This window comes from Pseudomonas sp. GL93 (genome assembly GCF_003408955.1).
Taxonomy (GTDB): Bacteria; Pseudomonadota; Gammaproteobacteria; order Pseudomonadales; family Pseudomonadaceae; genus Aquipseudomonas; species Aquipseudomonas paracarnis.
Window position 1 is genome coordinate 199,106 of record NZ_NKRF01000078.1, and the last position, 20,589, is coordinate 219,694.

A 20,589-nucleotide genomic window follows, 5' to 3' on the forward strand; every position below is an offset into this window, starting at 1 on the left:
ACATGCAGGCCCGTTTTTCGTTCAGCGCTCGCGCCGGAAGAAATGCCGGCTCAGCATCGCCAGCCCGCAGGCGCCCAACCCCGCAAACAGCATGGCCCAGCCGGCGCCGCTGCGTAGTGTTGTTTGCGCATCCAGAACGGTCAGCCCCGGCGCATTCAGCTTGCCGGCAGCAATATGCTGGCTGAGGCTTGCCCACTCCAATGCCGTGCTGTCAGGCAGCACATGGGCCAGGTTGTGGCTGATCCCCAACAACAGCACCAGGCCCATCAGCGCGATATTGACTGCCAGGGTGATCAGCCGTGCGCTGAAGTCGATGCCCGAGGCCATGCCTGCGCGGTCATTCGAGACGGACCCGGTGGTGGTGTTGGTGGTCGGCGAATTGGTCAACGCCAGTCCGATACCGGCTATCACGCAACTGAGCAGCACCAGCGCCGTGCTGGGCTGTTCGGCGTAATTAACGGCGGCCATCCCCATGAACCCTGTGCCCATTGTCCCCAGGCCCAGGGGAATGATGCGTTCGGCGCCAAAACGCAGGGCCAGGCGCTCGGCCAGTGGCGGCACCAGCAAAGTGGGCAAGGTGTAGGCGAGCAAGGCGGCGCCGGTGGTCAGCGTGTCGTAGCCCAGCCCTGCCTGGAAGTACAACGGCAGGTAAATCATGAACGGCCAGAAGCTGAAGTTCATGCCGATCGAGCCCATCAACGCGCCATTGAAACGTTGGATGCGGAACACCGAGAAGTCGAACATCGGATGGGCGCTGCGCCGCTCAATCAAGATAAACAGCAGCAGCCCGAAGACCGACAGGCCGGCCCAGCCGAGCATCGCCGGGGTGCTAAAGCCGATTTCGCTGCCCTGGGTGATGAAATAGACCAGCGCAAACACCGTGAGTGTCATGATCAGCATGCCGGCAATGTCGAGGCGGTGGCTGGCCGGGTCGCGGGACTCCTGCACGCTGACGTGCAACAACACCAAGGTAAACAGGGTCAGCGGTACATGCACCAGGAACACCCAGCGCCAGTCCGCCACGGCCAGGATCAAGGCTCCCACCATCGGGCCGAAACCCAGGCCCACGCCAGCGATCACGCCCCATATCGCAAACGCCCGCGCACGCGCCGCCGGTTCGCGGAACTGATGGGACAAGATCGCGAACTGGCAAATCATCATGGCCCCGGCGCCAATGCCCTGGACGAACCGCGCTGCGATCAGTGTCGGCGCATCGTTGGCCAAGCCACAGGCCAGCGAGGCCAGGGCGAATACCCACAGACACACCACCAGCACACGCCGACGACCGAAGCGATCTGCCAAGGTCCCCGCCGCCATCAGCACACTGGTGCAGGCCAGGGTGTAGGCATTCATGATCCATTGGGCGTCTTGAAAGCCCGTGCCCAGTTCCTGTTCCAGCGTCGGCAGGATGACCGGCACGCTGGAGATTTCCAGGCCGAACATCAGGGCCACCAGGCAGACGGCGGTGAGGGCCAGGCCGTTCCTGGCGGTGCGCGGGGGAGTGAGGGCCGAGAGTGCGGCGGCGCGGGGCATACGACATTCCTTTCGAGAGCGGGAGAGGCTATTCTCTCGGGAATAAGGTTCTTTATTGGCGACAACTTTTCCAAGAATAAGGGAATATAGGGCGACAATTAAGCATGGCTACCCCACGTTTTGATGGTGTCGAACTCTTTCTGCAAATTGTTGAAAGCGGCAACCTCACCGAAGCCGCCGAGCGCCTGAACCTCACGCGCTCGGCGGTGGGCAAGGGCCTGGCGCGCCTGGAGGCCCGCCTGGGCACTTGCCTGTTACAGCGTTCTACCCGGCGCCAGCGGTTGACTGAGGACGGCCAGGCGTACTACGAGCATTGCTTGCGTGCCTTGGCGGAGCTGGAGGCGGCCGAGTCCGTGCTGGAAAGCGGCCGCCAGCAACCCCGCGGGCGTTTGCGAGTGAGCGTGCCCCTGGCGTTTGGTCATCATTATGCCGCGCCGGCGTTATGGGCCTTGCTGGATCGTTATCCGGAACTGGAAATCGATATGTGTTTTTCCGACCGCATGATCGACTTGGTGCAGGAAGGCTTCGATATGGCCGTGCGCATCGGCCCGTTGCCGGACACCGACCGCCTGAGTGCCCGCCGCCTGGGTCAGCAGGCCATGGGGCTGGCGGCGTCACCGGCGTATTTGCAGCGCAAGGGTGATATTGACAGTATCGAAGACCTGGCCGCTCATCGTGGCATTGCCTACCGCAGCAACACCGCGCAGCGCTCGCGCCTGGCTTCGCCCTTGATCGTGGACGACCTCCAGGCGGTAGCCGATGCCGCTATCGCGGGCGTGGGCCTGGCCTGGTTGCCGAGTTGGTTGATTGCCCACTATGCACTGCGTGGGCAGTTGCAAGCCGTGCTGCCCAGCTACCGTGAGCAACCTGCGCCGATCCATGTGATCTGGCCGACGGCGGCGCATATGCCGGCCAAGACGCGGTGTGCCATTGACGCGTTGGTGGCCGCCACCCCGAGTTGCCTTGCGGGTAGCTAGCCTGAAAATCATCTGTAGGAGCGAGCTTGCTCGCGAAAAACGTCAACGATAACGCGTGCTTGCTGAATGAACACGGCGCCTGTGAGTTTTTCGTGAGCAAGCTCGCTCCTACAAAATGCAGTCAGAACGCGATAGAGGTTTGCACGTACACCGTGCGCGGCTCACCCACGTACTTGCCCTTGTTGTTGTCGTCGAACGAGCGGGTGTAGTACTGCTTGTTGAAGATGTTCTTCACCCCCACCGCCACATTCAAATCCGACAACTGCGGGCCGAAGTCATAGGCTGCGCGGCTGCTGAACAGCATGTAGCCGGGAATGCGTCCATTGGCACCGTCGGCACTTTCGGCCTGGGTGTTGGCGTTGTCGGCGAACTGGCTGCTCTGGTAGCTGCTGTCGAGGTTGAGCTTCCACGGGCCTTCGGTGTAACCCACGCCGAGGGTGCCTTTGTGCTTGGAGGAGAAGGGCACACGGTTGCCTTTGTTCGGGCCGTCTTCGCGGATGGTCGCGTCCACATAGGCGTAAGTGGCGTACACATCAAACCCTGCCAGCGCCGGGCTCAGGCCGTCGAGGGCATAGTTGATGCTCGACTCGATGCCTTGGTGACGCGTTTCACCGCGGGCGATCACGGTGTCGTTGGTCTGGTTGCTGTCGTACTGGTTGTCGAAGTTGATCAGGAACGCACCGATTTCCGCACGCAGGTTGCCGTTGTCATAGCGCGTGCCGAGTTCCCAGGTGCGGGCTTTTTCCGGTTTCACTTCGCCGCTGTTCACGCGGTTGGGCATCTGGCTGTATTGCACGCTGCCGAACGAGCCTTCGGTGTTGGCGTACAGGTTCCAGTCGTCGGTGAGGTGGTAAAGCACATTCAGCGCCGGCAGGGCAGTGTTGTAGTCGCCCTTGTATTTGACGTTGCTCAGGTTGTTGGTCTGCTGGGACTCGATCATCTCGTAGCGAATGCCTGGAGTGATGGTCCACTTGCCGATGTCGATGCGGTCGTCGATGAAGAACGCATTGGCTTCGGTGCCGCCGCGCGTGTCGCGGTCGTTGCGGCTGTTGGTGGTGGGGATTTGCTGGTTGGCGGTAATCGGCGTGCGGTAGCGCAGTTCGTGGCCGGCTTCATTGATGTAGCGGTAGCCCACACCCACTTCATGGCTGGTGGGACCGAGGTCGAAGCCCTGGGCGAAGCGCGTCTCCAGGCCGCGTACCCAATATTCCCGTGGCGACAGCGACAGGAAACTGCCCTGGTCCAGGTAACCGCTGCGCAGGGTCTTGGTGAAGAAACTGTTGACCGTGAATTCGCGGCGGTCCTGCTCGTAGCGATAGCCCACATTGAACAGGGTGCGGCGGCCCCAGAACTTGTCGTAGGGGCGGGTGGACTGGTACGGATCAGCCTTGTAGTCCTTGACGTTCAAACCGCCCGGCATGTCGGCCTGGCCTTCGTAGTACTGTGCCATGGCGTTAAAGCTGTTGGCGTCGTCCAACTGGTATTTGCCCTTGAGGATCAGGTCGTCGATGCGCGTGTTGCTGTTTTCGCGCCAGTCGCCGCCGCGGGTGCCGGAGTACAGCAGCGCGCCACCCAAGCCATTGTCGGCGGTGCCGCCAGCCAGCAGGTTGCCGGTGGTCTTGAAGCCGTCGTGGCTGGAGGAGGGGCTGGTCTCGGTCTGCAAGCCACCCTTGACCGTCGGCGCATCCGGGATGGCACGGGTGACGAAGTTGACAATGCCGCCCACGTTTTGCGGGCCATAGCGCACCGCACCGCCGCCGCGTACCACATCCACCGCGTCCATGTTGCCCGTGCTGATCGGCGCAAAGGAGAGTTGCGGCTGGCCGTAAGGCGCGAAGGGCACCGGGATGCCATCCATCAGCACGGTGGAGCGCGACGCCAGGCGCGGGTTGAGCCCGCGAATGCCGAAGTTCAGCGCCATGTCGTGGCTACCGGTGCCATTGTTATCCGGGGCGTTGACGCCGGGGATGCGGTTGAGCACATCGCGGGCCTGGGTGGCGCCCTGGCGTTCGAATTCTTCGCGGCGGATCACATCACGGGCGCCGGGGTGTTCGAACACGTTGGTTTGCGCCGCGTCACCGAGCCAGTCGCCGACCACGTTGGAGGTCTGCAGCTCCAGGGTAGCGGGTGCGCCGGCCGGTTGCAGGCTGTAGGCGTTATCACCCTCGGCCCGGGCTTGCAGGCCGGTGCCTTCCAGTAGTTTTTGCAAGCCCTCGGCAGCGCTGTAGTTGCCCGACAACCCAGGGCTTTGCATACCGGCCGTCACGGCGGAGCCGAAGGACACCAGCACGCCGGCTTCGCGACCGAATTGATTCAGGGCCGCTTCCAGGGTGGTCGGCGCGATGTGGTACGCCTTGGCGTCGGCCGCCATCACCGCCGGCAGTGCGGTCAGGCTGAGGCTGGCACCGAGCAGGAGTTGGCGCAGTGTACGGGCGAGAAGCGTCGGGTGCTGGGGCATGAAGGGCGGTCCTGAGAAGGAAGGATCAAGGGGGCTTTCCTTCTCTGTCACGCCAGGTGCGGAAAACGGCTCACAGCTGCAAAAAATATTTCGAGCTCACTGCCCACTGTAGGAGCGAGCTTGCTCGCGAAAGTCGTCAACGATAATGCGGGTTGTCTGGTTTAACGCGGTGGGTTGAGGTTTTTCGCGAGCAAGCTCGCTTCTACAAAAAGCGCGGTGCATTACGCCCGTGCCTGCACGGTCACCCAATAGCGCGTAAAGCGCCGCACTTTCACCGGCAGGCTGATTTCCAGCAGGTCGAGGATGCGTTCGCTGTCGTCCAGCGGGTAGCTGCCGGACAGCAGCAGGTTGGCGACTTGTGGATCGCAATGGAGCTGGCCGCGACGGTAGCGTCCCAGTTCATTGAGGAAGTCTTCGAGGCGCATGTGTGCGGCCACCAGCATGCCGTCGGCCCAGGCGCCGCTGTTGGCGTCGGTGGGGCGTGGGGTGTCCCAGCCTTTGCGGGTGAAATTGACTTGGTGCGCGGCGTCGACGCTCAGCGGCAGGCCGTTGTAGCGGTTGGGCATCACCTCGACCTGGCCGGCCAGTACCGCCAGTTGGGTGTGGTCGTTGAACTGGCGCACAGTCAAGCGCGCCGCCTGGCTGCTGAGCAGGCCCTGGCCGGTCAGCACGTGCAACGGCGCCTGGCCTGCGCGGGCGGTGAGCAGGATTTCACCTTCAAGCAGGCGCACCAGGCGCTGCTGGCCGTCGAAATGCACATCCACAGCGCTGCCGGTGTTGAGCTGCAACTGGCTGCCGTCGGCCAGTTGTACTGAGCGGCGCTGGCCCACCGGGCTGCGATAGTCAGCCGTCAGCGGCGGCAGGATATGTTGCTGGCGCAGGCTCCAGGCGGCAGCCGAACCGGCACCCAGGATCAACAGCAACTTAAGCGCCTGACGCCGGCTGCTGGAGGTGGGCGCATTCAACGCCGCGTGGGCCAGGGGCGAGGGCACGCCGCGCAGGCGTTGGTTGACGCGCTGGATCTGCTCCCAGGCGCGTTGGTGTTCGCTGTGGGCATTCAACCATTGCTGCCAGGCCGCCTGCTGGCGCGGGTTGAGCGCGCCTTGCTGCATTTCCAGCAACCAGTGCACGGCTTGTTCGGCGACTTGGCTGGAGACGTTCATAGGGCGAAGTAGCAGCGCATGGCCGCTTTGATCAGGTGGCGTTTGACGGTGGCGATGGAGATGCCCAGTTGCGAGCCGATTTGCGCGTAGGTCAGGCCATCGAGTTGGGCCAGCAGGAAGGCGCGTTTGACCTGCTTAGGCAAGCCGTCGAGCAGTTGGTCCAGTTCCAGCAGGGTCTGCAGGATGATTGCGCGGTCTTCTTCTGACGGCGCCACGTGTTCGGGCATCTGCGCCAAGGTCTCGAGGTAGGCGCGCTCCAGGTCCTGGCGACGGTAGAAGTTGAACAGCACGCGCTTGGCCACGGTGGTGAGGAAGGCGCGCGGCTCGATCAGTGTTGGCGCTTCCCGGGCACTGAGCACGCGGATAAAGGTGTCCTGAGCCAGGTCGGCGGCGTTTTCCGGGCAGCCGAGCTTGCGTCGCAACCAGCCGGTGAGCCAGTGGTGATGGTCGTTGTACAACACTTCGACGGGATTGGACGGCTGCAACGCGATCACTCCGCAAGCATTCGATATGCTTTAGAGAACAAGAATTGTTCGCATTGTAGGGCGCATGACAGGGTTCGGCAATCGGCCAAGGAGGGTGATTCATCCGTTCTCTTTTGCTTATGAGAATATTTATCATTAATATTGCGCGCTGATGAACCAGGCGCCTGCCGCATGAAAAGCAAAACCTCATTGCCCGTTTCCTACCGCCTCGCCGTCACCTCGCGCGTGCTGGCGGCGGTGATTGGCGGTTACCTGATGGCCTCCCTGGCCGCCATTTGCCTGGCGCTCTGGCTGCCCACCTCCCGTGCCGATGCGGTGGTCACCGGCATGATGAGTTCCTTTGTATTTTACCTGCTGGCGGTGCTCTGGTGTTTTGCCTGCCGCACGGCATGGCGCGCCTGGGCAGGGGTGATGGTGCCGAGCGCACTGTTGGCCACCCTGGCCGGCATTGGTTTCTGGATGGCTCGCACATGAAAGAGGGCTTTCGCCAGGCCATGGCCTGGCTGCACACCTGGGCAGGCTTGATCTTCGGCTGGCTGCTGTTCGCGATTTTCCTGACCGGCACCCTGGCCTATTTCAAAGATGAAATAACCCACTGGATGCAGCCCGAAGTGCAGGCCCACCCCCTGGACGATGGGCGCAGCCTCGCCGTCGCGCAAAGCTATCTGCAACAGCAGGCGCCTACCGCCGCACGCTGGTTCATTACCTTGCCGACCCGCCGCGATCCCGGTTTGTCGGTGATGTGGCAAGACAAGGTCGAGCCCGGCAAGCGCGGTACCTTCATCCAGAAAGTCCTCGACCCGGTCACCGGCCAACCGGTGCAGGCCCGCGAAAGCAAGGGCGGCGAGTTCTTCTATCGTTTCCACTTCCAACTGCAAATGCCTTACCCGTGGGGCCGCTGGCTGTCGACCATCGCCGCCATGGTGATGTTCGTCGCGCTGATCACCGGCATCATCACCCACAAGAAAATCTTCAAGGACTTCTTCACCTTCCGCCCACGCAAAGGCCAGCGCTCCTGGCTGGACGGGCACAACGCGGTGGGTGTGCTGGTGCTGCCATTTCACCTGATGATCACCTACAGCAGCCTGGTGATTTTCATGAGCATGGTCATGCCTGCGCCCATCGTGGCGTCCTATGGCGACGACAGCCGGGCGTTTTTCAATGAGCTGTTTCCCAACACCAACAATGCGCCGGCCCTTGGCCAGCCAGGGCAGTTGCTGCCGTTATTGCCGCTGTACCAGCAGGCGCGGGAGCAGTGGGCGGGTGGTCATGTAGGGCGGGTGGCGGTCAACAACCCCGGCGATGCCAGCGCCTCGGTCAATGTGTTCCGCGCCGGCTCCGACAGCGTAGTGCATGCCTCGGGCAATACGTTGTCGTTCAGCGGCACCACTGGCGAGCTGTTGCGAGACAGTGCCGAGCCGTCATTGGCGACGGCCATCGGTGGCAGTTTCTATGGTTTGCACATGGGCCATTTCGCCGGCCCGGTGCTGCGCTGGCTGTACTTTATCTGCGGCCTGGCGGGCACGGCGATGATCGGCACAGGCCTGGTGATCTGGCTGGGCAAACGCCAGCTCAAACACGCCAAGGCCTCGGTGATGCCCTTTGAGCTGCGTCTGGTGGAGGTGCTGAATATTGCCAGCATGTCCGGATTGATGATCGCCATCGCGGCGTTTTTCTGGGCCAACCGCCTGTTGCCAGTGAGCTTCTCCGCGCGTTCCGACTGGGAAGTGCAGGCGTTCTTTATCGCCTGGGGCCTGAGCCTGTTGCACGCCTTGCTGCGGCGCGGTCGCCAGGGTTGGGTCGAGCAACTGAGCTTCGGCGCGCTGTTGTTTGCCGCCATTCCACTGCTTAACGCCATCACCACCTCGCACCACTTGGGCGTCTCCGTGCCGAGCGGCGACTGGGCTATGGCCGGCTTCGACCTGACGTGCCTGACCAGTGGCATGTTTCTCGCCTGGGCAGCCTGGAAGATGCACCACCGCAGCGCGCCGCTACCCAAGGCTGAGCGTGCCCGCGGGTTAACACTCAAGCAGCAGGCCAACTGATGCTTCTGACGCTATTGATGTGCTACGCCGGGTTCATGGCACTGTGTTTGTCCACCGACCGTCACCACGGCGAATTGCTGCACAGCAAACCCACGCCCATGCGGCGCTTGGGGTTGCGGGTGGGGGGCTGGTTGCTGCTGGCCGTGTCGATCTGGCCGGCGGTGTTGGGCGCCGGTTGGAGCCAGGGCCTGGTGGAGTGGTGCGCGGTGTTGATGCTCAGCGCGTTGCTACTGGTGTTGCTGTTGCCGTATCGGCCAAGGCTGGCCTTGATCCTCGCGGGGCTCGCCCTGTTGGCCAGCCCTGTTGCGGCGTTCGCCCTCTCTTGAGCCGGCCATGAGGATCAACCCACCGCAATCTCCTCAGGACACTCCGCACGCGGATGCAGCGGGTGGACGCGCGCATTTCCTGCAGGTGTTTTTGTCCCAGCGCTCGCAAATGGAGGCGTTGGTCAGCCGCCGCGTCGGGTGCCGTGCCACGGCAGCCGACCTGGTGCAGGATTTGTTCCTGCGCTTCTGGCGTCGCCCGCTGGTGCAGGTCGAAGAGCTGAGCACCTACCTGCTTCGCTGCGCCGGCAACATCGCCATCGACCACCTGCGCAGCGAAGGCGCGCGAGCACGCAGCAACGAAGGCTGGCTGCCGGAACAATCCGACCACCAAGGCTGCGAACCCCAGGCAGCGCTGGAGGCGGGCAATGATCTGCGCCATGTGGAAGCCGCCTTGCGCAGCTTGCCCGAACGCACCCGCCAGATTTTCCTGCTTAACCGCATCCACGGCCGCAAGTACGCCGAAATCGCCAAGGCCATGGGCCTGTCCCAAAGCGCGGTGGAAAAACATATGATGCGCGCCCTCGAAGCCTGCAAGGCCAGCCTTCGCGAACCATCGCCTCCACGCATGCCAGGGAAAGCCCCGTGAACGTCACGCCAACGCCCGCCCAGGAGCAGGCCGCACTCGATTGGTTGTGCCTGCTGCATGACCAGCCCAGCAGCGGCGACCAGGCCACGTTCAGCCGCTGGTTACGTGCAGATCCCGCACACGTTGAGGCGTACTCCCAAGCCCAGGTGCTCTGGGAATTAAGCGAAGTACCGGCGCGCCAACTGGCCGATGAGGACGCGCTCGCCTTGCAGGGCTACCTCAATACGATCAACGCCTCCAAACGCTCCCGGGTAGCGCGTTGGTCTGGTGCCTTGGCCGTCGCCGCCTGCCTGCTGCTAATGGTGTCGATGGGCGCCGGTTGGCAGCCGTCACGCTGGGTCGATGAGTGGGGCGCCGATTATGTGACGGCGCCGGGTGAGGTAAAGACCTTCACCCTGGCCGATCAATCCAAGGTCACCCTCGACGCCGACAGCGCCATCGCCGTGGATTTCAGCCAGCGCGAACGGCACATCCAACTGCGCCGTGGTGCAGGGTTTTTCAGCGTGACCCACACCGGCCAACCCTTCGTGGTGGAGGCGAGCGGCGGTGAAACGCGAGTACTGGGTACGCAGTTCGAAGTGCGCCTGCAACCTGACGGCGCCGAGGTCACTGTGTTGTCCGGCCGTGTAGGCGTGACGCCCTCCAAACACGGCCAGCAACAGGTGCTGACAGCGGGCCAGCAAGTGGCCTACGCCGATGGTATTGCCGACCCTTTGCATGGGGTCGACAGCGCCTCACGCCTGGCCTGGCGCGAAGGTTGGCTCAACTACTACAAGGCCCCCCTGGCCGATGTGGTCGAGGACCTGAGGCGTTATTACCCCGGTCGAATTCTTTTGCTTAACGAAGACATGGCCGCCAAACGCGTCAGCGGCAGCTTTCCGAGCCAGGACCCCATAGCGGTCTTGAACGCCTTGCAAGCGGTGTTGGGTTTTGAACAGCACAGCCTGTTGGGCCGCATGATAGTGGTGCGCTAGGCCCGCAGCGCCTTCATCGAACCTTCATCGCAATCGCCAAAACCTGTCACCAAACGGTTACACGTGCCGTGGATCATCCCTGGGTTCCTGAACAAGTGGTCAGGAAGCTCGCATCTGCCCCATACAACACAACAATGTCAGTAAGGGATCTACACGTGAACCACAACACTCTTTATGCCCTGCTCCTCGCATCGGGCCTGGGCGGCTTTGCGCCGCTGGTTTTGGCCGATGATGCCCAGGATGTAGGCTCGGTGAATATCGCCGGCAAGCAAACCCTTGGCAGCGGCCACATGATTCTCGAAGAAAGTGCCAAGGCACGCTCGACGGTGACCAAGCAAGCCATGGACGAAATGTCGGCCACCGCCAACGCCATCGACAAGCTCAAGTACACGCCGGGCATCAACGTTTCCAGTGATGACGCCAGCGGCACCAGTGGCACCAGTTTTACCATGCGGGGCATGAGTTCCGACCAGGTCGGCGTGTCGGTGGACGGCGTGCCGATCAACGACTCGGGCAACTACAGTGTGTACTCCAATCAACTGGGCGACCCGGAAAACTTGGCCGAAGTGTTCGCCACCCAAGGTTCCTCCGAGGCCGACGGCCCGCACATCGGCTCCAGCGGGGGCAACATTGGCATGATCACCGTTCGTCCGACCAAGGACGCCGGGGTTTTCGCCAAACAGATCGTCGGTGCCAACGCCCTGCGCAAGACCTTCGTGCGAGCGAACACCGGGGATGTGGGTGGCCTGAAAACCTGGGTGTCGGCATCCCACCTGGAAGGTGATAAATGGCGCGGCAAGGGCACTCTGCGCAGCGACAAAATCGAGTGGAGCAGCCTGTTCGAAGGGGATAACGGCAACTCCACATTGGCCACGATCAAGTACAACAAGCAGGAAAACTACAACTACAACAGCCTGAGCAAGGCGCAGTTCGACACCGAAGGACGGCGTAAGGATTACGCGCAAAGCCCGGTGTACAAGGCCGGTTTGCTGTCGGCGTCCTACAAGCTCAACCGCAACCCGTTCGAAAGCGTCAACGCCACGCTGACCCAACGCTGGCAACTGCAGGACAATTTGTCGCTGACGCTCACGCCGTATTACTACTGGGCCAACGGTGGCAGCTTCAGCGGCCAGACGGCTTCCAACCTGGGGCCCAGGTCCGACAAGGCCGGCAACTACGACCTGAGTAACCTGCAATCGGCCAACTATTACCGCCCTTCGTGGACCGAGACCTGGCGCCCTGGCTTCACGGCGAAAATGAAGTGGGACATCAACGAAGAACACAGCCTGGACTATGGCTACTGGTACGAACGCGCACGCCAGCGCCAGACCCAGCCCTTTATCGGCATTAACAACGAAGGTGCCCCCGACGATGTGTGGGGCGATTACAACAGCGGCGGCCAGGTGGTCGACAAAAACGGCGCTACGGTCCAGGGCCGCCACTACTACACCGTCACTCCCGCGCAGAAGCTCTGGGTACAGGATAACTGGCAAGCCACACCGGACCTGAGTTTTGTTGGCGGCGTGGCCTACCAATATGTCGAGCGTGACGGCAACAACCTCGGCAGCCTGTACGACACGCCGGAAAAGCGTAACACCCGCTACCACCAGTTCCTGCCCAACTTCAGCGCCAAGTACCAGGTCGATGAAAGCAACCAGGCGTTCTACAACGTCACCCGCAATATGCGCACGCCGCCCAACTACGTGCTGTACAACAAGGGTGACTCCGTCAGCCTCAAGTCCGAATTGAGCTGGAACCAGGAACTGGGCTGGCGCTACACCGAAGACGACATGGCTTTGAGTGCGACCCTGTTCTACATCAGCTTCAAGGATCGCCAGGTCTCGACCACCGACGCCAGCGGTGACTACATGGTGCTCAACGTCGGTACTGTCGATAACAAAGGCCTGGAGCTGGAATGGAGCGGCCTGTTGCCGCACAACTTCAATTACTACGCGTCCTATACCTACACCCAGTCTGAGCAGAAGGACGACCTGCTCAGCAAGAACGTGCTGCTACCAACCTCGGGCAAGCAATTGGCCAACGTGCCGGAAAACATGTTCAACCTGGTGTTCGGGTATGACGATTCGCGGTTTTACGGCAACATTGCAGGCAAATATGTCGGCAGCTTCTACGGCGATTTGACCAACAAGGAGAAGATCGAAGGCCGTACGGTGTTTGACCTGAATGCGGGTATTTATTTGCCGGTGGATAAGAAGGTCATCAAGTCGGCGGCACTGCGGTTTTCGATGCTCAACGTGTTCGACAAGGAGTACTTGAGCTCGGCGCGTACCGTGGCGTTCAACTCGGCGCCGGTCAACGGGCTGGGGGCAAGCACGGCGTATTACAACGTCGGCGAAGAGCGCACCGCGATGGTGTCTCTGGAAGCCAACTTCTAAGCCAATGTGAAATGAGATTCTGTGGGAGCGGGCTTGCTCGCGAATGCGGTGGTTCAGTCTAAGCATCAGGCGACTGATACACCGCATTCGCGAGCAAGCCCGCTCCCACAGTGGTTGTGCGGTGTGTTACTTCAGGGCGGCCATGATTGCTTCGGGGTTGTAGTCGCGAATCAAGGTCCCGTTCACATCCACAAATGGAATCCCGCCACCGCCCAGCGCCTCATACGCCTTGCGCGCCTGGGCATCCTGCTCGATATCGACGGCCTGGTACGGGATACCCTTCTGGTCCAGAAAACGCCGGATCTGCTTGCAGTACCCACACCAGTCGGTGGCATAGAGCACCACCCGCGCAGAGGCGCGTACGTGCTCGGGCGCCACCTGGGACGGGTTGAACAGCCGCTCTACCTTGCCCCAGTTCTGGATCGCAACCACCACCAGCAACACCAGCAGGACTTTCTTGAGCACCCCGCCCAGCATCAGTTACGGCGCTTGAGCTGGTCGGTCAGTTGGGTCGGCAGGCCCTTGATGATCAAGGTGCCGGCGGCTTCGTCGTACTCGATCTTGTCGCCCAGCAGGTGCGCTTCAAAGCTGATGGACAGGCCCTCGGCGCGCCCGGTGAAGCGGCGGAACTGGTTGAGGGTGCGTTTGTCGGCCGGAATTTCCGGCGACAGGCCGTAATCCTTGTTGCGGATGTGGTCGTAGAAGGCTTTTGGCCGGTCTTCATCGATCAGCCCGGAGAGCTCCTCCAGGCCCATGGGTTCGCCGAGCTTGGCCTGGCTGCTGGCGTAGTCCACCAGGGTCTTGGTTTTCTCGCGGGCGGACTCGTCGGGCAGGTCTTCGCTTTCGACGAAGTCACTGAACGCCTTGAGCAGGGTGCGGGTTTCGCCCGGGCCATCCACGCCTTCCTGGCAGCCGATAAAGTCGCGGAAATACTCCGAGACCTTCTTGCCGTTCTTGCCTTTGATGAAGGAGATGTACTGCTTGGACTGCTTGTTGTTCTGCCACTCGGAGACGTTGATACGCGCTGCCAGGTGCAACTGGCCCAGGTCCAGGTGGCGCGAGGGCGTCACGTCCAGCTCGTCGGTCACCGCCACGCCTTCGCTGTGGTGCAGCAGCGCGATGGCCAGGTAGTCGGTCATGCCTTGCTGGTAATGGGCAAACAGCACATGGCCGCCGGTGGAGAGGTTGGATTCCTCCATCAGCTTTTGCAGGTGCTCTACCGCCGTGCGGCTGAAGCTGGTGAAGTCCTGGCCACCGTCAAAGTATTCCTTCAACCAGCCGCTGAACGGGTGCGCGCCGGACTCGGCATGGAAGAAACCCCAGGCCTTGCCTTGTTTGGCGTTGTAGCTCTCGTTGAGGTCGGCAAGCATGTTCTCGATGGCGGCGGACTCGGCCAGTTCCGTGTCGCGGGCGTGAAGAACTGCGGGTGTGCCGTCGGGTTTTTTGTCGATCAGGTGGACGATGCAATGACGGATCGGCATAGGCTTCTCGGCTGGTTGAAGGGGGAGCGGTTGGCCTCCCCGAAAAGTCGCCCAGTGTACCGCACCCATTGGTCAAGACGTGCCCCGAACGGCATTTTGCCCGCCCTCCGACTGGCCATATGCCTTTTTTTCACGGTTTAGAGCGATAAAGCTGACCAAATGGGTATGTTGAGGCGGATATTTCCCCGTCTCTGTGCTAGTTTTGCCCCGTCTTACGCCAAGTCTCGGCGTTAAGCGTGCATTCAGCATTTGTCAGGTCGAACCAATCCCCGTTTCAAGCATCTATAACCCCGATCTCCGTGGTTATGGCCGGGGATGCCAGGCCATGACGGTCGGGCTCGACGGCTGACACTGCACTCTGCAATCCATATGAATTTGATAGGGAAGGAACACCACAATGGCTATTACTAAAGACCAACTGATCGCTGACCTGGCTGAAGCAGTAGACGCACCGAAAACTACCGTGCGTGCTCTGCTGGACCAACTGAGCCAAGTTGTTGCTGATCAGCTGGAAAATGGCGGCGAAATCACTCTGCCAGGCGTTGGCAAACTGAAAGTGACCGAGCGTCCTGCCCGTACTGGCCGTAACCCTTCGACTGGCGCTGCCATCGAAATCGCTGCCAAGAAAGTTATCAAGCTGGTTGTGGCTAAAGGCCTGACCGACGCTGTTAACAAGTAAGACGCAGCAAAAAAACCGTGCTTCGGAGTGATCCGGGCACGGTTTTTTATTGCCTGCGATTTTATTGTGTGGCGAGTTTATTGTGGCGAGGGAGCTTGCTCCCGCTGGGCTGCGCAGCAGCCCCCAAAAAGCCAACGCCAGCTTCGCTGTCGAACGGGAGCAAGCTCCCTCGCCACAGCAAGCTCGCTCCTACAGGTTGGTGTCAGCGAACCCAGCGCTCGCGCCAGATCTGCTGCTCGTTCTTGGTCTGGAAGGTCCAGGCCACAAAGCGGCTCTGCTTCTGCCCCTGGGACATCTCCACCACCTGGCTTTCCAGCACGCCAGCTTTTTTCAATGCCGTTTCAATCGCCGGCAAATTGGAGGCTTTGGACACCAGCGTGCTGAACCACAGCACTTTATGCGCAAAATGCGCGCTCTCGGCGATCAACTGCGTCACAAACCGCGCCTCGCCGCCTTCACACCACAGTTCGGCCGATTGGCCGCCGAAGTTGAGGACCGGCAACTTGCGCTTCGGGTCGGCCTTGCCCAAGGCGCGCCATTTACGCTCGCTGCCTTTGGTGGCTTCGTCCATGGATGCATGGAACGGCGGGTTGCACATCGTAAGGTCAAAGCGCTCACCCGGTTCCAGCAGGCCCAACAGGATCTGCTTGGGGTTGGGTTGCTGGCGCAGTTGGATGACCTTGCTCAGGTCGTTGGACTGCACGATAGCCTTGGCGGCGGACACGGCGATCGGGTCGACCTCCGAGCCCAGGAAGTTCCAGCGGTACTCCATATAGCCAATCAGCGGGTACACGCAGTTGGCGCCCATACCGATGTCCAGCACCTTGACGATCGAGCCCCGCGGGATCTTGCCGTCGTTGACGCTGGCCAGCAGGTCGGCGAGGAAATGCACATAGTCAGCACGCCCCGGTACCGGCGGGCACAGGTAATCGGCCGGGATATCCCAATGCTGGATGCCATAGAACGACTTGAGCAACGCCCGGTTGAACACCCGCACCGCATCCGGGCTGGCAAAATCTATGCTCTCTTTGCCGTAGGGATTGATGATCACGAATTTGGCCAGTTCAGGCGTGGTCTTGATCAGCGCCGGGAAGTCGTAACGGCCCGTGTGGCGGTTGCGCGGGTGCAGGGTGGCCTCTTTGCGCGGCGCGACGGGTTTGGCCGTGGCGGCGGTTTTAGGCTTCTTGCGCGGTGGTTTGGGCGTAGTGGGGGCGGTCATGATGATTCTGGTGTTGGCTCAATGTGGTGGGCATTGTCACACATTCTCAAGACAACTCGGTCAAATGTGGGAGCTGGCTTGCCTGCGATGCAGGCGACTGGGTGTATCAGGCAGACCGAGGTGATGCTATCGCAGGCAAGCCAGCTCCCACCGGGGTAGGGTTTTGATTGGGAAATGGCGTCGTTTTTCTGGACAAAAAAAGAGACCCGAAGGTCTCTTTTTTTACACGGCGCAAGCCTTACAGGCTGGAAATCCGCGCATGTTGCTCCGCCAGCTTGCCCAAGGCCTGTTCAGCCTCGGCCAACTTGGCGCGTTCTTTCTCGATCACTTCAGCTGGCGCCTTGTCAACGAACGCCGCGTTGGACAGCTTGCCGCCTACGCGTTGCACTTCACCTTGCAGACGCGCAATTTCCTTGTCGAGACGGGCAAGTTCCGCAGCCTTGTCGATCAGCCCGGCCATCGGCACCAGCACTTCCATATCGCCCACCAACGCGGTGGCAGATAACGGTGCTTCGGCATCGGCAGCCAATACGGTGATCGACTCCAGCTTGGCCAGCTTCTTGAGCAGCGCATCGTTCTCGCTGAGGCGACGCTGGTCTTCGGCACTGGCGTTCTTGACGAACACGGCCAGCGGCTTGCCCGGCCCAATGTTCATCTCGGCGCGGATGTTGCGTGTGCCGAGCATCAGGGTCTTGAGCCATTCGATATCGCTTTCGGCGGCCTCATCGATGCGTGCTTCGTTGGCCACTGGCCAAGGTTGCAGCATGATGGTCTTGCCTTCGATACCGGCCAGCGGCGCCAGGCGCTGCCAGATTTCTTCGGTGATGAACGGCATGAACGGGTGCGCCAGGCGCAGCGCCACTTCCAGCACGCGCACCAGGGTGCGACGGGTGCCGCGCTGGCGTTCGACCGGCGCGTTCTCGTCCCACAGTACCGGCTTGGACAGTTCCAGGTACCAGTCGCAATACTGGTTCCAGATGAACTCGTACAGGGCCTGTGCGGCCAGGTCGAAACGGAACTGGTCGAGCTGGCGGGTCACTTCGGCTTCGGTGCGCTGCAACTGCGAGATGATCCAGCGATCCGCCAGGCTCAGCTCATAGGCTTCGCCGTTCTGGCCGCAGTCTTCGCCTTTGTCCAGCACGTAGCGCGCCGCGTTCCAGATCTTGTTGCAGAAGTTGCGATAGCCTTCGACGCGGCCCATGTCGAACTTGATGTCGCGACCGGTGGAGGCCAGCGAGCAGAAGGTGAAGCGCAGGGCGTCGGTGCCGTAGCTGGCGATGCCGTCGGCGAACTCGTCGCGGGTCTGCTTCTCGATCTTCTTCGCCAGTTTCGGCTGCATCAGGCCCGAGGTGCGTTTCTGCACCAGGGTTTCCAGGTCGATGCCGTCGATGATATCCAGCGGGTCCAGGACGTTGCCCTTGGACTTGGACATCTTCTGGCCCTGGCCGTCGCGTACCAGGCCGTGCACGTACACGGTCTTGAACGGTACCTGCGGGGTGCCGTCTTCGTTTTTCACCAAATGCATGGTGAGCATGATCATCCGGGCAACCCAGAAGAAAATGATATCGAAGCCGGTGACCAGCACGTCGGTGGAGTGGAATTTCTTCAGGAACTCGGTCTGCTGCGGCCAGCCCAGGGTAGAGAAGGTCCACAGGCCTGAACTGAACCAGGTGTCCAGTACGTCGTTGTCCTGTTGCAGCGCGATGTCCGCGCCGAGGTTGTGCTTGGCACGCACTTCGGCTTCGTCACGGCCTACATAGACCTTGCCCGATTCGTCGTACCAGGCCGGAATACGGTGGCCCCACCACAGCTGACGGCTGATGCACCAATCCTGGATGTCACGCATCCACGAGAAGTACATGTTTTCGTACTGTTTAGGCACGAACTGGATGCGGCCATCTTCCACGGCGGCAATCGCAGGTTCTGCCAGCGGCTTGGTGGACACGTACCACTGGTCGGTCAGCCACGGCTCGATCACGGTGCCGGAGCGGTCGCCCTTGGGTACTTTCAGGCCGTGGTCGTCGACGCTGACCAGCAAGCCGGCCGCGTCGAAGGCCGCAACGATCTGCTTGCGCGCTTCAAAACGGTCGAGGCCTGCGTATTCAGCCGGGATTTTGCCGTCGATGCTGTCGTTGAGCGTGCCGTCCAGGTTGAACACCTGGCAGGCTGGCAATACGGCGGCATTTTTGTCGAAGATGTTCAGCAGCGGCAGGTTGTGGCGCTTGCCGACTTCATAGTCGTTGAAATCGTGGGCCGGGGTGATTTTCACGCAGCCGGTGCCGAATTCAGGGTCGCAATAGTCGTCCGCGATGATCGGGATACGGCGGCCGACCAATGGCAGTTCAACGAACTTGCCGATCAGCGCCTGGTAGCGTTCATCATTGGGGTTAACCGCTACGGCAGCGTCACCGAGCATGGTTTCCGGACGAGTGGTGGCGACGATCAGATAGTCGTTGCCTTCAGCGGTCTTGGCGCCGTCGGCCAGCGGATACTTGAGATTCCACAGGAAGCCTTTCTCGTCATGGTTTTCCACTTCGAGGTCGGAAATGGCCGTGTGCAACTTGGTGTCCCAGTTGACCAGGCGCTTGCCGCGGTAGATCAGGCCGTCTTCGTGCAGGCGCACGAAGGCTTCTTTTACGGCTTCGGACAGGCCGTCGTCCATGGTGAAGCGCTCGCGGCTCCAGTCTACGGACGAACCCAGGCGACGGATCTGACGGCTGATATTGCCGCCGGACTGGTCTTTCCATTCCCAGACTTTCTCCAGGAATTTTTCGCGACCCAGGTCGTGACGGTTCTGGCCGGTGGCTTCCAGTTGGCGTTCCACCAGCATCTGGGTGGCGATACCGGCGTGGTCGGTGCCCGGTTGCCACAGGGTGTCGCGACCCTGCATGCGGCGGAAGCGGATCAACGCATCCATGATCGCATTGTTGAAGCCATGGCCCATGTGCAGGCTGCCAGTGACGTTCGGTGGTGGAATCATGATGGTGTACGAGTCGCCCGCACCTTGTGGGGCGAAATAGTTCTCGGACTCCCAAGTGTTGTACCAGGAAGTTTCGATAGCGTGGGGCTGGTAGGTCTTATCCATGCGCGGCGGGACCCTAGTTGGCATTTATTCAGGAAAGCCGGCAAGTATAACGGGGGATAGGGGCGAGGGCGAGGTGAAGACGGTTTAAGACCGATGCAGAATTAATGTGGGAGCTGGCTTGCCTGCGATGGCGGCGCATCAGTCAGCATTTTCGGCGACTGATGCGCCGCCATCGCAGGCAAGCCAGCTCCCACAGGGATGGGGGCACCTTCAGTTCTGGTATTGGCTGAGCAACCGCTCCATCCGCGCATCCATCCGACGCTTGATCTCAGCCTCGATATGCGGCGCAAAGTCATCGATCACATCCTGCATGATCAATTGCGCGGCGGCGCGCAGTTCGTTGTCCAGGTGCAGCAGCAGCGCGTCTGGGGCTTTTTCGGCGGCCGGGGCGGGTTCTGCAACCTCAGGCGCAGGTGCGGCTGAGGCAGGCTTGCCGCCGACCATGTCGAACAACAGCGGAATCTGTACCTCACCCTCGACCGTCTCGGTCAGCAGCGGCGGTTGCAGGTTGTCATCACCCAGCAACTGACGGATCGACTCCAGGTCATCCAGCAGGTGGTCGTCTTTTTTCAGCGGGTTGGGAGTGTCCATCATGTACTCAAAGTCGTTGTAGCCGGTGATCCTGCAGAGGATAGCCCTGTTCACGGTAGAAACGGAAACTCTCCCGCGCAGCCTGACGAATAGCCGGGTCTTCCACCACCACTTCCGCCACACGGGCGAACGCTTTGGCAAAGGCCGGTACTTTCAGGTCGAGGTTGACCAGCAAGTCATGGTGATCGCCGCAACTGTCCCCCAAACCCAGCACAACCAGGCTTTCAGGTTCGGATTCGGCGGGGCCGTGGGGCACGAACGTTTCGCCCTTGAAGCGCCACAGACGGGCATCAAGTTCGTCACGTTGGGCGGCATCGCTGCAATGCAGGTAGATACGATGGCCCATGCGCCAGGCTTTTTCGGTGAGTTTGCAGGCAAAGTCCAGGCGCGCGAGTGGATCGGCGCTGGGCAATATATAGAAGTCGACTTGGGGCATTGGAAATCCTGGGGCTGGCCTGGTTGCCCCCCTGTAGGAGCGAGCTTGCTGTGGCGAGCCAGCTTGCTTGCGCTGGGGGGCGGAGCGCCCCTAAAAAGCCGGGGACTGCTACGCAGTCAACGGGAGCAAGCTCCCTCGCCACAGCAAGCTCGCTC

18 protein-coding genes are annotated in these 20,589 nt (G+C 61.3%); 8 read left to right on the forward strand and 10 right to left on the reverse strand.

The window, feature by feature from the left end; all coding sequences use genetic code 11:
• Positions 1 to 21: 21 nt before the first annotated feature.
• The gene (locus CER19_RS17125; RefSeq protein ID WP_116667249.1) at positions 22 to 1,533 is read right to left on the reverse strand and encodes an MFS transporter; all 1,512 of its coding nucleotides are present in this window, start codon (positions 1,531 to 1,533) and stop codon (positions 22 to 24) included.
• A gap of 104 nt (positions 1,534 to 1,637) precedes the next feature.
• Between CER19_RS17125 and CER19_RS17130 the strand changes: the two genes are divergently transcribed.
• Entirely contained in the window at positions 1,638 to 2,510 is an 873-nt protein-coding gene (locus CER19_RS17130; RefSeq protein ID WP_116667250.1) for a LysR family transcriptional regulator, read from the forward strand.
• 121 nt (positions 2,511 to 2,631) lie between these two features.
• On the opposite strand, the gene fecA is transcribed toward CER19_RS17130, so the two are convergent.
• The 3 genes from fecA to CER19_RS17150 form a co-directional block, all read right to left on the reverse strand.
• Positions 2,632 to 4,968, reverse strand: a complete 2,337-nt coding sequence (fecA, locus tag CER19_RS17140; RefSeq protein WP_116667252.1) for a TonB-dependent Fe(3+) dicitrate receptor FecA — start codon at positions 4,966 to 4,968, stop codon at positions 2,632 to 2,634.
• Between the two features lie 221 nt (positions 4,969 to 5,189).
• Positions 5,190 to 6,131, reverse strand: coding sequence for a FecR domain-containing protein (locus tag CER19_RS17145; RefSeq protein WP_116667253.1), 942 nt, complete (start codon positions 6,129 to 6,131; stop codon positions 5,190 to 5,192).
• Positions 6,128 to 6,616 (reverse strand): sigma-70 family RNA polymerase sigma factor, encoded by a 489-nt coding sequence (locus tag CER19_RS17150; protein ID WP_116667294.1) that lies wholly within the window; start codon positions 6,614 to 6,616, stop codon positions 6,128 to 6,130. Before CER19_RS17150 ends, CER19_RS17145 begins: the two co-directional genes overlap by 4 nt.
• Positions 6,617 to 6,787: 171 nt before the next feature.
• Here CER19_RS17150 and CER19_RS17155 point away from each other — a divergent pair, with 171 nt between their 5' ends.
• From CER19_RS17155 to CER19_RS17180, 6 genes are all read left to right on the forward strand, one after another.
• Complete coding sequence (locus tag CER19_RS17155) at positions 6,788 to 7,090, forward strand: DUF3649 domain-containing protein (protein WP_014717062.1); 303 nt, start codon at positions 6,788 to 6,790, stop codon at positions 7,088 to 7,090.
• Positions 7,087 to 8,661: a PepSY domain-containing protein gene (locus CER19_RS17160; protein ID WP_116667254.1), complete on the forward strand. Its 1,575-nt coding sequence runs from the start codon at positions 7,087 to 7,089 to the stop codon at positions 8,659 to 8,661. Before CER19_RS17155 ends, CER19_RS17160 begins: the two co-directional genes overlap by 4 nt.
• A complete protein-coding gene (locus CER19_RS17165; protein ID WP_116667255.1) occupies positions 8,661 to 8,987 on the forward strand; it encodes a DUF3325 domain-containing protein in 327 nt (108 codons plus the stop codon). Before CER19_RS17160 ends, CER19_RS17165 begins: the two co-directional genes overlap by 1 nt.
• A gap of 7 nt (positions 8,988 to 8,994) precedes the next feature.
• Positions 8,995 to 9,573 carry an RNA polymerase sigma factor gene (locus CER19_RS17170; protein WP_116667256.1) on the forward strand — a complete coding sequence of 193 codons (579 nt, stop codon included), beginning with the start codon at positions 8,995 to 8,997 and terminating at the stop codon, positions 9,571 to 9,573.
• A complete protein-coding gene (locus CER19_RS17175; RefSeq protein WP_116667257.1) occupies positions 9,570 to 10,547 on the forward strand; it encodes a FecR family protein in 978 nt (325 codons plus the stop codon). The genes CER19_RS17170 and CER19_RS17175 overlap by 4 nt, the downstream gene beginning before the upstream one ends.
• A 155-nt stretch (positions 10,548 to 10,702) precedes the next feature.
• Positions 10,703 to 12,943 carry a TonB-dependent receptor gene (locus tag CER19_RS17180; RefSeq protein ID WP_116667258.1) on the forward strand — a complete coding sequence of 747 codons (2,241 nt, stop codon included), beginning with the start codon at positions 10,703 to 10,705 and terminating at the stop codon, positions 12,941 to 12,943.
• Positions 12,944 to 13,069: 126 nt separating this feature from the next.
• Here the strand turns inward: CER19_RS17180 and CER19_RS17185 are convergent, their stop codons facing one another.
• Both CER19_RS17185 and yejK read right to left on the reverse strand, forming a co-directional pair.
• A complete protein-coding gene (locus CER19_RS17185) occupies positions 13,070 to 13,420 on the reverse strand; it encodes a glutaredoxin family protein (protein ID WP_116667259.1) in 351 nt (116 codons plus the stop codon).
• Entirely contained in the window at positions 13,420 to 14,424 is a 1,005-nt protein-coding gene (gene yejK, locus CER19_RS17190; protein WP_014717069.1) for a nucleoid-associated protein YejK, read from the reverse strand. Before yejK ends, CER19_RS17185 begins: the two co-directional genes overlap by 1 nt.
• A gap of 397 nt (positions 14,425 to 14,821) precedes the next feature.
• Here yejK and CER19_RS17195 point away from each other — a divergent pair, with 397 nt between their 5' ends.
• Positions 14,822 to 15,103 carry an HU family DNA-binding protein gene (locus CER19_RS17195; protein WP_003188840.1) on the forward strand — a complete coding sequence of 94 codons (282 nt, stop codon included), beginning with the start codon at positions 14,822 to 14,824 and terminating at the stop codon, positions 15,101 to 15,103.
• 202 nt (positions 15,104 to 15,305) lie between these two features.
• Here the strand turns inward: CER19_RS17195 and rlmF are convergent, their stop codons facing one another.
• From rlmF to CER19_RS17215, 4 genes are all read right to left on the reverse strand, one after another.
• Positions 15,306 to 16,322 (reverse strand): 23S rRNA (adenine(1618)-N(6))-methyltransferase RlmF, encoded by a 1,017-nt coding sequence (rlmF, locus tag CER19_RS17200; RefSeq protein ID WP_116667260.1) that lies wholly within the window; start codon positions 16,320 to 16,322, stop codon positions 15,306 to 15,308.
• A 238-nt stretch (positions 16,323 to 16,560) separates the two neighbouring features.
• Positions 16,561 to 19,407, reverse strand: a complete 2,847-nt coding sequence (locus CER19_RS17205; RefSeq protein WP_116667261.1) for a valine--tRNA ligase — start codon at positions 19,405 to 19,407, stop codon at positions 16,561 to 16,563.
• A 210-nt stretch (positions 19,408 to 19,617) separates the two neighbouring features.
• Positions 19,618 to 19,998, reverse strand: coding sequence for a DNA polymerase III subunit chi (locus tag CER19_RS17210; protein WP_116667262.1), 381 nt, complete (start codon positions 19,996 to 19,998; stop codon positions 19,618 to 19,620).
• A gap of 7 nt (positions 19,999 to 20,005) precedes the next feature.
• Positions 20,006 to 20,434, reverse strand: a complete 429-nt coding sequence (locus CER19_RS17215) for a DNA polymerase III subunit chi (protein WP_116667263.1) — start codon at positions 20,432 to 20,434, stop codon at positions 20,006 to 20,008.
• Positions 20,435 to 20,589 lie beyond the last annotated feature (155 nt).

Bases quoted from the DNA above. Each gene is read 5' to 3' on its own strand.
- CER19_RS17165 (WP_116667255.1), top strand. From the start codon at position 8,661: ATGCTTCTGACGCTATTGATGTGCTACGCCGGGTTCATGGCACTGTGT.
- CER19_RS17185 (WP_116667259.1), bottom strand. From the start codon at position 13,420: ATGCTGGGCGGGGTGCTCAAGAAAGTCCTGCTGGTGTTGCTGGTGGTG.
- CER19_RS17155 (WP_014717062.1), top strand. From the start codon at position 6,788: ATGAAAAGCAAAACCTCATTGCCCGTTTCCTACCGCCTCGCCGTCACC.
- CER19_RS17145 (WP_116667253.1), bottom strand. From the start codon at position 6,131: ATGAACGTCTCCAGCCAAGTCGCCGAACAAGCCGTGCACTGGTTGCTG.
- CER19_RS17130 (WP_116667250.1), top strand. From the start codon at position 1,638: ATGGCTACCCCACGTTTTGATGGTGTCGAACTCTTTCTGCAAATTGTT.
- CER19_RS17170 (WP_116667256.1), top strand. From the start codon at position 8,995: ATGAGGATCAACCCACCGCAATCTCCTCAGGACACTCCGCACGCGGAT.
- rlmF (WP_116667260.1), bottom strand. From the start codon at position 16,322: ATGACCGCCCCCACTACGCCCAAACCACCGCGCAAGAAGCCTAAAACC.
- CER19_RS17125 (WP_116667249.1), bottom strand. From the start codon at position 1,533: ATGCCCCGCGCCGCCGCACTCTCGGCCCTCACTCCCCCGCGCACCGCC.
- CER19_RS17205 (WP_116667261.1), bottom strand. From the start codon at position 19,407: ATGGATAAGACCTACCAGCCCCACGCTATCGAAACTTCCTGGTACAAC.
- CER19_RS17160 (WP_116667254.1), top strand. From the start codon at position 7,087: ATGAAAGAGGGCTTTCGCCAGGCCATGGCCTGGCTGCACACCTGGGCA.
- CER19_RS17195 (WP_003188840.1), top strand. From the start codon at position 14,822: ATGGCTATTACTAAAGACCAACTGATCGCTGACCTGGCTGAAGCAGTA.
- CER19_RS17210 (WP_116667262.1), bottom strand. From the start codon at position 19,998: ATGGACACTCCCAACCCGCTGAAAAAAGACGACCACCTGCTGGATGAC.
- yejK (WP_014717069.1), bottom strand. From the start codon at position 14,424: ATGCCGATCCGTCATTGCATCGTCCACCTGATCGACAAAAAACCCGAC.
- CER19_RS17215 (WP_116667263.1), bottom strand. From the start codon at position 20,434: ATGCCCCAAGTCGACTTCTATATATTGCCCAGCGCCGATCCACTCGCG.
- fecA (WP_116667252.1), bottom strand. From the start codon at position 4,968: ATGCCCCAGCACCCGACGCTTCTCGCCCGTACACTGCGCCAACTCCTG.